The organism is Psychromonas antarctica, assembly GCF_022267535.1.
Taxonomy (GTDB): domain Bacteria; phylum Pseudomonadota; class Gammaproteobacteria; order Enterobacterales; family Psychromonadaceae; genus Psychromonas; species Psychromonas antarctica.
On the sequence record NZ_JAHNZV010000012.1, the window covers coordinates 23,892 to 38,256 of the forward strand.

Sequence of the window (14,365 nt, forward strand, 5' to 3'; positions counted from 1 at the left end):
CAACTTACGTTAACAAAGGTAACATTATAATGAAAAACCCGATTATTGAAGATTTAGAGCAACGCTACACTGCCAAGAAATACGACGCCAGTAAAAAAGTATCTCAACAAGATCTTGCGATTTTACTTGAAGCTCTACGTTTATCACCGTCCTCGATTAACTCTCAGCCATGGAAATTTGTGGTTATTGAATCAGATCAAGCAAAACAGCGTATGCATGATTCCTTCGCAAACAAGCATCAATTTAACCAGCATCATATTAAGTCCTGTTCTCATGTCATTTTATTTGCACATAAAATTGAATATGCTCGCAGTGATTTTGGCGCTGTTATTGATCAAGGCATAGAAGACAAACGTATGACTATCGATCAGAAAGAAGCTGCCTTTGTAGCCTACGGTTTTGTACAAGCAAACACAGATGACAAGGGACAGCATAGAGCGTGGACTAAATCACAAACGTATCTTGCACTTGGCAATGCGCTGCATACCCTGGCTCGTTTAAAAATAGACTCAACAACGATGGAAGGCGTTGATCCTGAGTTGTTAAATGAAATTTTTGCTGATGAATTAGCGGGTTATGACTGTCATGTTGCATTAGCTATTGGCTATCATCATCCAAGCGAAGATTACAATGCTCTACTTCCGAAATCTCGCAGAGCGTTAGATGAAGTGATCACAGTACTTTAAATAAATAGCTTATTGAAGGCAGATACTTCAATTATCGACAACAGAGGCGCTTATTAGCTGATAAGTATTATTTGGCGATAGATAATACCCTGCTGAGAAAGCCAAATTGCACTCATTTACGTCGTCATAAAGTCCCAATGTAGAACCGCCATGCTCATCGTCATTAATATTTTCGAGCATGGCTTTCTTTGGTTTTATGCGCATGGAGGCCTTTTAGTCGGTATAAGCAGTAAATAATAGTCACAGTAAGGATCACGATGGTGTACCAAGGGAACCAGCCGATGGCATTTTGGAAGGTAAGATCTTCTATTGCCGAGAGAGATAGATCACCGTGTTCCGCTATCACGATGCCTCGCTGAGAAGCAAGCAATAAAGCAAAGGAAAAACCAATTAAGCCATAGGCAAGATTAAAAGCCATGCCTTTAAAACTAAGTACCGTCGCCCGTTGGTAAGACGCAGTAATTCGATTAAGATAGTGACTTGTGAAAAATGAGACAAACATCATAGCGATAAAAACCAGCCCCATAGGCAGTAGTCCCCAGTAGGGGAAAAAACCGCTAATACCGAACAGCGCCACAAGTGTTATCGCAGACAACCACAACATATTCGTTGTTGGGGAATTTCTAAAAGCCATACGTTCAGCAATTTTAGGCACAAACAGTCCAAGCAGCGCAAAAGCTGAGCCGATAAGACCAAAGCTGGCTTCCGGGAGATCTATCAGGCGAAAGTACTGGCTAGTCATCGTAACAATCATTCTCAGTATATGATCGTAACACATGCCAAAGAGTATAATGGCAAGGGCAAAGGGTGTCTGGGTAATCCACTTTCCCGCATTCCATGTCATCTTCAGGGCGGCCAGCGTATTGACAACATGAATGGCCTGATTTTCTGTTTTCTGTTCGCTCATTCTAAGTGCACTCATGATTGCCAAAACGGCTAAAATAAGCGTTAAATAAATTGGAAAGCGCATGGTTATTTGTTGGTCTACTGTTTGTGAAAATCCGAGCCATCCGAGTAAATGGTTAAGTAAACTCGGATCGTAAATAAGCGCACCGACAGTCATACAGAAGATTGAGGCAACAGACTGTAAGCGCATCAACAAACTGAGAACTTTTGGCCAGTCTGCAGGATCCCCTTGCGCAACCAGTGAGTCGTAGGCAAGCGCTTCATCAGCTCCGCTAGCCATTGCTTCCGCAAGGCCACTAAGGATGCGATTGAAAAGAAATGCCCAGAAAATAATTTGTCCGTTACCTAAAGGAACAAAAGCTAAAAGAGAAATCTCCGCCATCATAAGCAAGGAGGTAGAGACAATCAGGTGTTTTCTCCCAAACAGATCGGCCAAAGCACCGGAAGGCACTTCTGCGCAAACAATAGTGAATGCCCAGACGCTATTTAAAAGCGCAAACTGCTCTATAGTGAGGCCGTAATCGAGAAAAAGAATGGTGAAAACAGGGTAATAAAAGCGTGCATTGAAAAAAATACGAAACGCGATAAACAGGCGTATGTTGTTGATAGCAAAAGGTGAAGAAGGCATTTTATTTCCTTGCTGTGATTGTTTGAAACATGCGTTCAAAGCTTTTAACCCCTTTCTTCTCTCTCGCTTATGGCGGTGTAAAATAAGCTTTAAAACAAAAAACTTGCTAACAAGGAGTTAAACAGGCGCTAAGCATCCCTTCACGAAGGTGATAACAACCGCTGGTTCTATCGGTAATGAAAACCGAGCATTATACAAAAGTCTTAAACTGGCATACTTCAAAATAAAAAATTGAAGTATGCCAATAGGTGTGAATTACCTATTTGTAAGCAGTGGCTACTCGGCAGATCCACCAGCCAATTAGTTGATGTCAGTATTGGACATATTTTAAGGTGTCCAGTACTGCTTAAGTAATTCATCAATAATATTTTGCTACCGGGATTTTTTTAGCAACACAATATTAACTGAGTTTTTCCTTAAAAAAATCGATACTTCGTTGCCAAGCTAGATCTGCATTTGTTGCATCATAACGTCCCGTGGAATCATTATGGAAACCATGATTTACCTTAGGATAAATATACGCGCTATAATCAATTTTTTGTGCAACCAATAACGCTTCATAGTCGGGCCAAGTCGCATTTACGCGCTCATCGAATTCAGCAAAATGCAGTAATAATGGGCCTTTAATATTTTTTCGTAACGCTGGCGCGGCAGGTGTTCCGTAGAATGGCACGCCCGCTTGTAAAGCATCAGGAATAGTCGCTGCTAGCATATTAACGATATACCCACCGAAACAAAACCCCACGGCCCCAAGTTTTCCCGTGCTTAACGGATGCGCTTTTAAGAACACAGAAGCAGCAATAAAGTCTTGTTCTATTTTCGCTTTATCAAGTGACTTTTGCATCGTCCGCCCCTCATCATCATTACCGGGGTAACCACCTAAAGGATAAAGTGCATCGGGTGCGAAAGCGATAAACCCAACTTTGGCCAGTCTGCGTGCTACATCTTCTATATAGGGATTTAAGCCTCTATTTTCATGAATAACTAATACAACTGGTGCTTTACCTTTTAGTTTACGCGGTTTTACTAAATATCCCCGCCCTTCACCATGGCCTTTAGGGGCGGGAAAAACAGTATATTCTGCAACGATTTCGTCATCATTAAAGGAAACTTGCTCAGCTAATGCATAATTAGGGAACAAGGATGCCGATAACATATTCATACTAAAACCCAAAGCCACTAGTCCGGACAACTTTGCTAAAAAAGTACGGCGATCCATTAATCCATGGGCATACTCATCATACCAATCAAAGGCTTCTTGTGGCACTTCCTGTGTATTCATAGGTGTATTGTATTGATCAATCGCTTTATTCGATTCAGATTCAGACATAATTAATTCACTCTTTGGTTGAGGCAGATATATCAATCCGCAATAGCAGCAGCGCAACTAATGTCGCTCTTCCACAAATAGAGCATGGTTTTAAACTAACGATATTAGATCTAGCCATGCCGCTATTATGCTTTTTCTTCATCACAGTATTAGCCAACTTTGACAAGCACTCCACTTTTTACTTCAGTAATATGCAATCGAGTGAAAATCTGCATCTTGAGGTGACTTGGTTGTAAGGTAGTGGCCATATTAAATTAAGGACTTGCACCTTAATAGCCCATATGATTTGCCTTGCTGATTTTACATCTTGAAGTATCATCGGTATAAAGGTATTTATTTATAAAGAGTTAACGTGATGCACATATTAAATTTCGAAACTTTTTTGATTGCGATTACCATTTTAACATTAACACCGGGTCTTGATACCGCTTTGGTTATCCGCAATAGTAGCCGTTCAGGATACATTGATGGATGCGTGACCAGTTTAGGCATCTGCTCAGGCTTGTTTGTGCACGCCATGTTTTCGGCACTAGGTATTTCTGCTATTTTGTTGCAATCAGCAGATCTTTTCCAAGTGGTAAAGTGGATTGGCGCAGCCTATTTAATGTGGTTGGGTTTCACAAGTCTTCGTTCCATCCACAAAGGGGCCCATAAAATAGTCGTAAACGAGGATAATAAAAAAAGCTTCAGCGCTCGCCGTTCACTACGCGAAGGTTTTCTATCCAACGTACTCAACCCCAAAACAGCGATTTTTTATTTAGCTTTTCTGCCACAATTCATCGACCTTAATTATTCCCCCGTTTTACAGTCATTTACCATGGCAAGTGTGCATTTTCTAATCGCCATGATGTGGCAATGTAGCTTAGCTTTTGCCATTAATTCAGCCAAAAATTTATTTAAAAGCAGTGCGCTGACAAATTGGATGGAAGGTATAACGGGGATGGTGCTTATATTATTAGGTGCAAAATTATTACTGTCAGATAACAAACTTTAGGAACATTAGTCATAGACTAAATCAGCAGGATCGTCCTACTGTCTACTTTGTGTATCGATGAGATGAAATATTCCTGATCAGCTGGTTGATTGAACTTACTCAGTGCAAACAACTTAATTTACGCTGCCATTATCGGCAGATATTGATGACTCGCAGTGATCCAACTGTTACATTGACGTTTTTCTGTTTTTCTGTTTTTCTCAATAACGGATTTTTATATGCCCCAAGGCAAGTTTATTAGCGGTAATATTTTCCGTCATATCGTGATCATGTCATCGACTAATGCAATTGGTTTAACCGCGCTATTTATTGTCGATCTAGCCGATCTATTTTTTATTAGCCTATTAGGTGAAACAGAATTAGCAGCAGCCGTTGGTTATGCCGGTACTATCGCTTTTTTTACCACTTCTATCTCGATTGGTTTATCTATTTCGATGACCGCTTTAGTGTCTAAAGCCATTGGTGAACAAAATCGTGAAAAAGCACGCAGATTAGTTATTAATGTATTGGTGACTGGGGCGATGATTAGCGCGGTGGTGGCCGCCATCGCTTGGTATTTTAGTCCCGAACTGGTTAGCTTGATTGGAGCGAAAGGTATAACGCATGATCTCGCCGTAGAATACCTGCGCATCCTACTTCCTTCGCTACCTATTTTAGGCATTGCTATGAGCGCAGGAGCAGCTTTACGCTCAGTGGGTGATGCTAAACGTTCAATGCTATCAACCTTGGCGGGTGGTGGTGTGAATGCAATTTTAGATCCTCTGTTTATTTTCACTTTCGGTTTAGGTTTACACGGTGCCGCAGCTGCCTCTGTCTTGGCACGTTGCGCAGTTGCTTGGGTGGCACTTCATGGCGTAGTCACTAAACACCAATTAATGGGCCACTTTCATTATAAGCAGTGGCTAGCTGATCAAAGTGAAATTTTTAAAGTCGCTATTCCGGCTATGACGACTAATGTGGCAACCCCCATAGGTAATGCTTATGTAACAATGATGATTGCATCATTTGGTGATGGTTACGTGGCTGGATGGGCGGTTGTCGGACGATTACTACCGGTTGCCTTTGGAATGATTTTTGCCATGTCCGGTGCTGTCGGCCCAATTATAGGGCAAAACTTTGGTGCTAAATTATATGACAGGGTAATATTGAGTGTTAAGCGAGCAACACAATTTACGGCCTGTTATGTCGCGTTACTAGCATTATTGATTTTTCTACTGCAAGAACAGGTGGTGCATATTTTTAGTGCGCAGGGTGATACCGCTGAGTTGATCCGTTTTTATTGTACTTGGTTATGCATTAGCTTTATTTTTAATGGCGTTTTATTTATCGCCAACGCGACATTTAATAATTTAGGTTATCCATCCACGTCAACAGTAATGAACATTGGCAAAGCGACTATTGGCACTATGCCCTTGGTTTACTTTGGCGGGCAGTGGTATGGCGCAATAGGTGTGGTTGCTGGGCAGGCATTGGGGGCCGTTATATTTGGACTACTCGCTTGGTTTTGGGCACAACGTATTTTACATCGTTTAGGTCAATATGAACAAATGCCGGCACAGGAAGAGGGTGAATCATCACTAAGTTCTGCTTTACCTTTGACCCCCTTTTGCTCGAGTCGTGCATATATGTGTGCAGATAGTGAAGAATCCATGGCTAACCCTGCCTTTTCAGCAAAAGAAAAGTAAGATAACCTCAGTTGGGGATAAGCCATTCGATACAGCGCAGCAATTTGCGTGTAATGCTGCGTTAACTCAAATGGCCTGAACGACATAAAATTATTAATACTGTATGATGTTACTTTCTAACCTAATGATTATGAAGACAAATTCATATCACTGTAGCAAATTGAAGCTAATATAGACAAAACCAGCATTTTCTTGATGAAAAAACTGGTTTGATTATTCTCAAAAAGCGTGACTTATACAGTTGGAAAACGAATTAAAACATCGACTTTAGTGGACATTGATGCACTGAGTGTGTGCATTTTTTCGGGGGCTAAAATAACGATGCCATTATGCTTGGCAATATTTTTAAACAAGTTATTTAAATCAAAACCAGTGTTGCGCTCATGGGCACGCTTCAATGCGGTTTTTTTCTCAAATAACAGATCCGCTTTGTCGAACAATAAAATATCTCTACTGCTGCGTGCCGCACTGAATAAAGCGGTTATATCAAATTCTGAGAGTTGTTCCGTTATCGCCGTAGATAACTGCACGTTATTCTCTGTAACACGAGCTATATCTTTGCTTGCAGTAGAAAGTTCGCTCTCAGTTGCACCATTTAATGTGACAACAAAGCGTGATTTTCGGCTAGCAAACTGCGGCAGATCGTGTAAAAAGTGCTGATAACTTTTACTAAGGTATTCTATAATTAGCATTGTTTTTCCATATCGGTAGATTTTATTCTTGCTGTAGATAAACTTTGTTTATGACCGCAGTGTAGCAGTTTCTTCGCTGAAAAGTTCATTAAAGCTGTGCCATGTTTTACATCTTTACAACATTTCCATACGGCGAACTTCTGTATCGACACGTTTTTCCATCTGGAAACAGATTAATGTTTGCTCCCCCAATTCAACAGACTCTTCTTTCTTCACTTTAAAACCAAAGTGTTCAAAAAAAGGTTTTGCAGTAATACTCACTAGTGCAAAAAAATATTTAATGTTTTTCGCCCTGCTCGTCTGAAAAATATGCATCATCAAGGCTTTTCCGACGCCTTGACGTTGATAAAATTGATCGCAAAAAAAGTGATCAATTAAGCCATCTGCCTGTAAATCGGCATAGCCCACTATTTTGCCCTCAATTTCTGCAATAAAAGGTTCAATATCGCTCATTCGTTTATTCCAGATGAACAGATCCATCGATTCTGGAGCCCAGGCTTTTAATTGGGCGGAATTATAATCTTGTTTGTTTATATTTCGAATTGTATTGAAAAACAGTAACCAGGTTGGCTTAGCGTCTTGTTCTGTATATTTTCTGATAGTGATCATAATTATAATTTCCAATAAGGGATCGCCTAGATAACATAAGCTGTATCTTATCAAAATAAGCAAGACACTGCGCCATTATGATGGGTCGAACAGTAAAGCTATAAATACACACAAAATAACAAATTTTAAATTGTATTATCAGGCAGCAATTCATTTACAAACTGCCCGTTAACCTGTAAATCCACTTGCACCTTTGCAGTAAAAACATTATCTTTGCGCATATCAATTAAAATCCAACAAGGACTGTTTTATGCGTTTTTTAGTATTATTTTTTACCTTAGCATTCACTAGCCAGCTTTCCGCTGCGATTCAGTGGATAGGCGATGAACAAGGCTATAAGCTAAATCCGGCGACACTATTTCGAATGCGCAAAGAATTGACCAAAGAGGAACAAGGCCAATTAAAACCGCTACGTAATGTCATGTTTGCTGATCGTGCAACCTTCACAGATGCTTTAGAGAAAAGCATCGGTAAGCACCATGCGCTGGCCAAGCAGTTAACTGAAAAAGCGAAGTTACCTGCAGTCAGCTACGGGGTGGAAGCAAGAAATCCGCTGTTAAGCTTAATCATCAGTGATGGCGAACATCAGCAAGATCAAAATTCATTTACCCAGAGGAGCTGGTTAAAATTACCCACACTCAATAAAACTACACAACTCAAAAGTACATTTAACAACCGATGTCTGCAAGTATCTGCGCAAGATAAACTGCTATTTGAATTATGCTCAGGCACACAAAACGGCACTGAAAAAAGTGCGTACCTAAAGACAGCCGCAGATTCAATCCTTGGTCTAGGGCAAGAGTTTATTCATCCCGGTGATACCAAAGCAAATCGCCTCGGTGACACCCGCCATGGTAAAAATGTCATGACCGGATTCAACGGTGGATTCAATGGTAACACCCTCTTTCCTATTGCTTATTTTGATTTTCCCGCAAGTGCAGGCAGGCAGCCTTTTGCACTCATTCTGGATAATAGATACCCACAAACTTGGGATTTCAGTGAATCTCCTTATAGACTTAGTGTTGAAGGAGGCGATTTTAAATTACACGTGCTGACCGGCAAAACACTTGCCGAAATTCGTCATAATTATATGTTAATGGCAGGTACCCCGCTACTGCCACCAAAATCAGCTTTTGGTTTATGGGTTTCAGAATATGGTTTTGATAACTGGGCTGAGCTTGATAATAAAATAGCGACACTCAAGAAAAACAACTTTCCACTCAGCGGCGTGGTCATGGATCTACAATGGTTCGGCGGCATCAGTGAAGATGAAAATAGCAAGATGGGTAGCCTGACTTGGGATCTGGAAAACTTTCCTAAACCTGCTGATAAAATTGCCGGCTACAAAAAACAAAATATCGACATGATAGTTATCGAAGAACCTTATATCAGCAAAGGCCTAGCAGAATATAAAGAGCTCGATAAACGCGGTTTTCTTGCTCACGATAACGCAGGTAAAAGTCTCGATGCAACTCAGTACAGTGCTTGGTGGGGCCATGGTGGTATGTTCGATTGGAGCAATAAAGCGGGCCGTGATTTCTGGCATGACTATCGCCGTCAAGCGCTTATTGATGCTGGAGTTGTTGGCCATTGGACTGATCTTGGTGAACCTGAGATGCACAACACCGAGTTTAAATACAGCGATGGACTTGATCATGTAATGGTGCACAACTCATTTAATACTGAGTGGTTGCAAGGCATCTATGACGGCTATCAGCGTAATAACCCAGAGAAACGCCCATTTATGATGTCACGTTCAGGCGGCATGGGAATGCAGGCATTAGGTGCGATTATCTGGTCGGGAGATACGGGCAGTGATTTCGCATCTCTTGCATCACAAATGCCACAACAGACACATATGATGTGGTCTGGTTTGGACTATTATAGTTCAGATGTGGGTGGTTTCCATCGTGCAGCACTGCAGAATTCAGACCCGCAACAAAGCAAAGAACAAGCTCAGGATGAACTGTATACGCAATGGTTTGCATATGCCAGCTTATATGAAGTGCCTGTTCGTGCGCATACCGAAAACCTTTGTAACTGCAAAGAAACAGCGCCGGACCGCATCGGTGATATGGATAGTAATCGTGCCAATATTAACCTTCGCTACCAGTTATTACCTTATTACTACTCTTTGGCGTATCGCGCCACTCTCGATGCACAGCCTGTATTCCCCTCTTTAGAGTACTATTATCCTCATGATGATCAGGCTAAAAACTTGGGTCAGATGAAAATGGTCGGTCCTTTCTTATTAGGTTCTTCAGTTGCGAAACAAGGTCAAAAAAGCAGTGAGACCTATTTACCTAGAGGTACTTGGTATGACTTCCGCACGGGCAAAAGTGTTGTTTCAAAAGGGCAATGGGTAAAACAGGAGCTCTATATCAACAAACTTTTCACTCTGCCTTTATTTGCAAAACAAGGTGCATTAATTCCGTACGCATCTGATAAAGAAAACAGTTTAAAAATATTTGGCTTTGGTGAACAGCAGTTTAATTGGTATGACGACGATGGCTCTAGCACGGCCTACTTACAAGGAAATTTCCAACAAATCAACCTGCAAAGTAAGCAGAAGCAGCTTAAATTGTTGCGCATTAAGGGTGATAAATTAGCCATTAACAAGTTACAGTGGATATTGCCTACACAGCAAAAAGTGAAAACAGTTATCTCAAACTTAGGAAATCTTACATTTATTCAGCAAGGTTCAACACTCAGTGTAGAACTGCCTGAATTTGCAAAAGAGCTTAATATAGAATTAAAGTTCTAAATAATTAGCACTCAAGCCCCCTATTCAATTGGGGTCTTGAGTGCATCTATGAATAGACAATCAGTCTGTTTTTTAGACGCTGCAGAGTAAATTAGCCATCTTCGCAACCACAACTATTTGGGCCGCTAATAATAAAGTGTCAGTGTTAATTATTTTATATCCCCCCTCATAAGTCAGAGCAAGAGAATACGGTGTGTATAACGACCGTTTTTTCTACACCTCAAAGCTTCAACATTAACAATCAGCGCCTTAAACAAGCCAAGGTTAGATCTGATCTTCAAATTCAATGGCTTGATGGTTATACTGCCAACGTAGATATGTAACGTTCGATATTACGGATTTTATACTTCACTATTTCTTTTATAATAGATAATACAGCGTTAAGCTTACCGTCTATTGAATAAATTTTCATACCCCACGGAGACACTTATGTTTAAAGCACTGATCCTTGATCAGCAAGAAAAAAAAACTATTGCTGAAATTCGTCAAATCGATGAGTCACAGCTTCCTGAAGGCGAGGTTTTGATTGCTGTTGAATATTCCTCATTAAACTATAAAGATGGTTTAGCTATTACCGGTAAAGGACGCATTGTTAGTCAATTCCCAATGGTTCCGGGGATCGACTTAGCAGGTCAAGTTATTGAATCTAAAGATGTACGTTATCAGGCAGGAGATAATGTCATCTTAACGGGTTGGGGCGTAGGCGAAAACCACTGGGGCGGGATGGCTGAAAAAGCCAGCTTAAAAGCTGACTGGTTAGTACCGAAACCCCAAGCGCTTAGCAGCAAACAAGCAATGATGATTGGCACTGCAGGCTTAACCGCTATGCTATGTGTGCAGGCCTTAATTGACGCAGGTATTAAACCAGAAAGTGGGGAGGTGTTAGTCACAGGGGCAAGTGGTGGTGTCGGCTCAGTAGCGGTTACTTTGTTAGCGCAATTGGGTTATAAGGTTGCAGCAGTAACCGGCCGTGTTGAAGAAAATGGTCAACTACTCACACAATTGGGTGCTTCGCGGATTATTGCGCGCAGTGAGTTACAAGTGCCAGCGCGCGCTTTAGAAAAACAGTTGTGGGCCGGCGCGATAGATACCGTTGGCAGCAATGTGCTTGCTAAAGTGTTAGCACAGATGGATTATAACGGCGCAGTAGCCGCCTGCGGTTTAGCCGGTGGTTTTGACTTACCGACAACCGTGATGCCTTTCATTTTACGTGGCGTTAAGTTATTAGGCGTGGACTCGGTTTCATGTGCTTATGAAAAACGCATTAACGCTTGGCAGCGCTTAGTTGAACTGCTACCAGAGAGTTTTTATCAGCAGGCATGCCGCGAAGTAGAACTAGAACAAGCAATCGAGTCTGCTGAGGCAATAATCAACGGTCAAGTGACAGGTCGTATCGTTATTAAACTATAATCCTGTCACCCCATTGCATATTTGAAGATCTGCTTTGCTGAACGATAATCATATCCAGAGGGATATAAACTGGTGTTTATATCCCTCTATTTTTATGCGCTTTAAAATCCTTTAACTTTTCTTAAACTGCTCCATCAAACGTTGTAGATCACCTAATTTAGTCACTAAGTTACCCGTTCTGTCAACCGCACTTTTACTAAGATCGAGGTTAGAGAAAGCAAGTTGTTGGATAGCAGATACATTGGAATTGATCTCTTCAGTCACAGAGGCTTGCTGATCAACAGCAACTGCAATATGATGACTAGCGCTATTTACATTTTCAAGCATGCCATTGACCTGCTGTAAAACGTCTCCAGTTGCAACTACATTATCTCGGCAAACATCGGATAATTGACTACCTTCGTCCATTGCCGTCACGGCCTCTTTCGCCGTGAGTTGCAGATGTGAAATCATACGATGAATTTCTTCTGTAGAGGATTGGGTTTTCGAAGCCAAGGTTCTTACCTCATCTGCTACCACAGCAAAACCACGACCCGCTTCTCCCGCTCGAGCCGCTTCAATCGCGGCATTGAGTGCTAACAAGTTTGTTTGCGCAGCAATACCACCGATCACATCAAGAATTTTTTCTATGTCTAAACTACTCACCGACAGTTTATCAATAATATCTTTTGCTTTCGCTAGCTGTCCTTGTAAATCTGCTACTGAATCAATGGTTGTAGTGACATTATTGGAGCCCTGATTGGCTAACTCGCTAACTTGCTCAACTTGATGTGAGGTAGCAGCGGCATTATTAGCAACATCGCGAATAGATTCGGTCATTTCGGTGATAGCCGTGGCAACAGAATTAGTTTCCATCTCTTGCTGGCTAATGTTTTTTTTCATCTGTTCAATGCTCAATAATTCAAGCTCAGCGCTACCATGAATCGCAGTGACTGTTTCCGTTGCTCGGCCAACAATAGCGCGAATCTCAGCCGTGCGTTTATGCAATGCCAGCTCAATTAAAGAGTAATCATCATAACAGCCGGTATACACGAGTTCCATTAGGGTATTATCATAAGCTTCGCGAGCAGCACTACTCACCTCTTTTAAGCGTTTCTGATGAAAAGCACCATTAATGGCCATGGCTAGCATCGCCGCTAAAGAGAGCGAGCCAAACAAAAGAGGAGAATAGCCACTCATAACAGCCAACGAGCTAACCAATGTGGCAGACACCGCGACGTAACGTACCCAACTAAAACTAAATCGGGGCAACTTAAGCTTGCTTGGCATTTTACCTTGGGATAATAACGCATACAGTTTTTCAGCACGATTAATCCACTCTCGCTTAGGTTTGCTGCGTACCGATTGGTACTCAATGACTTTCCCCTGACTATCGGTAATTGGGGTAATAAAGGCTGAAACCCAATAAAACCCTCCCCCTTTACGCGCATTTTTAACGACCCCCATCCAACTGTGGCCCGATTGTATTTTTTGCCACATCTGTTTAAATGCAGCTTTCGGCATATCAGAAGAACGCACAATATTATGTGCTTTACCTAATAACTCTGTCGCTTGATAATCTGCCACGTCACAAAAAACCGGATTAGCGTAAGTGATAATACTGTTACTATCTGTTGTCGATATTAAATTAACATCAGCTGCAAATTCTTTTTCATTGCCGTTCACTTTAGTGGTTCTATTCATAATAAATTAATCGTCCTTGTGGGGGGATCTTGAACAAAATATGATCTTAACTTAAGCGTCTGGATAAAGGTAAAGCACCATCACGCAACAAATCAGCCCATTATAAAAAATAATAATACTGTCTAACATCCTATATTCAAAGCACTTGATAAATAAAAAATTTAAGAACAAGTGCTAATAGAATATTCCCTATCAATACTGTGCACGCTTATATACAGCCCATTAGGTTTCTCACATTTTTGTAAAAGCGTTACAGCCCCTTATTTTTTTCTTTTACTCTCCAAGGATCGCTGGGATCATATACCGGCTCTTCAGTACGAGCCGACTCTTTGTTTTTTTTGCCCACACTTGTGTAGCTTCTTAATTTTGACGCTTTATCCATCTGCGCTATTGATTGAGCCGTTATATCGGCAGGTCCCCCTTCTACATTGTCGCAACAGAGGTGGCGATCACGGGGAGGAATAGATAATTGTTTGTCACAAGGAAATGGTAGATTTTTATACTGATAGAGATAAAAGTTTTCCACTTTCTCTCTTGCCCACTGATTATTACGCAGAAATTTTGCGGTAGATTTCATGCCAGTATGGTATTGAAAACGATCAATAGTTAATGCTTCACTTAATAATTCCCAACCATAATGCAAGGATATCTCTGTCAGTAACACCTCCAGCTTTAGCCCATATAAGGGGTTACTGTTTTTTTTATCTGCCATTAATGTTCCTTAATATGAGCAAATGGGTTCTCTGGGCCATCACATAACGCATTTAACCAAAATAATGATCAATAGACGTCCCAATAACGCAATTTATTGTGCATTGAAAAATACACTACATTCTCTCTTCTTTTGCAGCAAAAAGCTGTAAATAGTTGCATTAGAAGATTCAAACTAGTAGAAAACATAATAAAATTATCGCTTTACGCACACGAACAGGTCACTATTTATAAAATAAATAACGAAAATGTATTCTTTATACAAAT

Annotated in this window: 11 protein-coding genes; 5 read left to right on the forward strand and 6 right to left on the reverse strand. The window is 41.0% G+C overall.

The window, feature by feature from the left end:
• The first annotated feature begins 29 nt into the window (after nucleotides 1-29).
• Nucleotides 30-686, forward strand: coding sequence for an NAD(P)H-dependent oxidoreductase (locus KSO91_RS05165; RefSeq protein ID WP_238741882.1), 657 nt, complete (start codon nucleotides 30-32; stop codon nucleotides 684-686).
• A gap of 163 nt (nucleotides 687-849) precedes the next feature.
• Here KSO91_RS05165 and KSO91_RS05170 read toward each other — a convergent pair whose 3' ends face one another.
• Nucleotides 850-2,220, reverse strand: coding sequence for an MFS transporter (locus KSO91_RS05170; RefSeq protein WP_238741883.1), 1,371 nt, complete (start codon nucleotides 2,218-2,220; stop codon nucleotides 850-852).
• Between the two features lie 400 nt (nucleotides 2,221-2,620).
• Nucleotides 2,621-3,502: a dienelactone hydrolase family protein gene (locus tag KSO91_RS05175; RefSeq protein ID WP_238741916.1), complete on the reverse strand. Its 882-nt coding sequence runs from the start codon at nucleotides 3,500-3,502 to the stop codon at nucleotides 2,621-2,623.
• A gap of 403 nt (nucleotides 3,503-3,905) precedes the next feature.
• On the opposite strand from KSO91_RS05175, the gene KSO91_RS05180 reads away from it, so the two are divergent.
• Complete coding sequence (locus KSO91_RS05180; RefSeq protein ID WP_238741884.1) at nucleotides 3,906-4,544, forward strand: LysE family translocator; 639 nt, start codon at nucleotides 3,906-3,908, stop codon at nucleotides 4,542-4,544.
• A 218-nt stretch (nucleotides 4,545-4,762) separates the two neighbouring features.
• Nucleotides 4,763-6,229: an MATE family efflux transporter gene (locus tag KSO91_RS05185; protein WP_238741885.1), complete on the forward strand. Its 1,467-nt coding sequence runs from the start codon at nucleotides 4,763-4,765 to the stop codon at nucleotides 6,227-6,229.
• 233 nt (nucleotides 6,230-6,462) lie between these two features.
• Here KSO91_RS05185 and KSO91_RS05190 read toward each other — a convergent pair whose 3' ends face one another.
• Nucleotides 6,463-6,921: an AAA family ATPase gene (locus KSO91_RS05190; protein WP_238741886.1), complete on the reverse strand. Its 459-nt coding sequence runs from the start codon at nucleotides 6,919-6,921 to the stop codon at nucleotides 6,463-6,465.
• Nucleotides 6,922-7,035: 114 nt separating this feature from the next.
• Nucleotides 7,036-7,545 (reverse strand): GNAT family N-acetyltransferase, encoded by a 510-nt coding sequence (locus KSO91_RS05195; RefSeq protein WP_338049737.1) that lies wholly within the window; start codon nucleotides 7,543-7,545, stop codon nucleotides 7,036-7,038.
• 235 nt (nucleotides 7,546-7,780) lie between these two features.
• Between KSO91_RS05195 and KSO91_RS05200 the strand changes: the two genes are divergently transcribed.
• Both KSO91_RS05200 and acuI read left to right on the forward strand, forming a co-directional pair.
• Nucleotides 7,781-10,294 (forward strand): TIM-barrel domain-containing protein, encoded by a 2,514-nt coding sequence (locus KSO91_RS05200; RefSeq protein ID WP_238741887.1) that lies wholly within the window; start codon nucleotides 7,781-7,783, stop codon nucleotides 10,292-10,294.
• A 429-nt stretch (nucleotides 10,295-10,723) separates the two neighbouring features.
• Nucleotides 10,724-11,704 (forward strand): acrylyl-CoA reductase (NADPH), encoded by a 981-nt coding sequence (acuI, locus tag KSO91_RS05205; protein WP_238741888.1) that lies wholly within the window; start codon nucleotides 10,724-10,726, stop codon nucleotides 11,702-11,704.
• Nucleotides 11,705-11,815: 111 nt separating this feature from the next.
• On the opposite strand, the gene KSO91_RS05210 is transcribed toward acuI, so the two are convergent.
• Both KSO91_RS05210 and KSO91_RS05215 read right to left on the reverse strand, forming a co-directional pair.
• Nucleotides 11,816-13,387, reverse strand: a complete 1,572-nt coding sequence (locus KSO91_RS05210) for a methyl-accepting chemotaxis protein (protein ID WP_238741889.1) — start codon at nucleotides 13,385-13,387, stop codon at nucleotides 11,816-11,818.
• A gap of 250 nt (nucleotides 13,388-13,637) precedes the next feature.
• Entirely contained in the window at nucleotides 13,638-14,099 is a 462-nt protein-coding gene (locus KSO91_RS05215; RefSeq protein WP_238741890.1) for a VF530 family DNA-binding protein, read from the reverse strand.
• Between the last annotated feature and the right edge of the window lie 266 nt (nucleotides 14,100-14,365).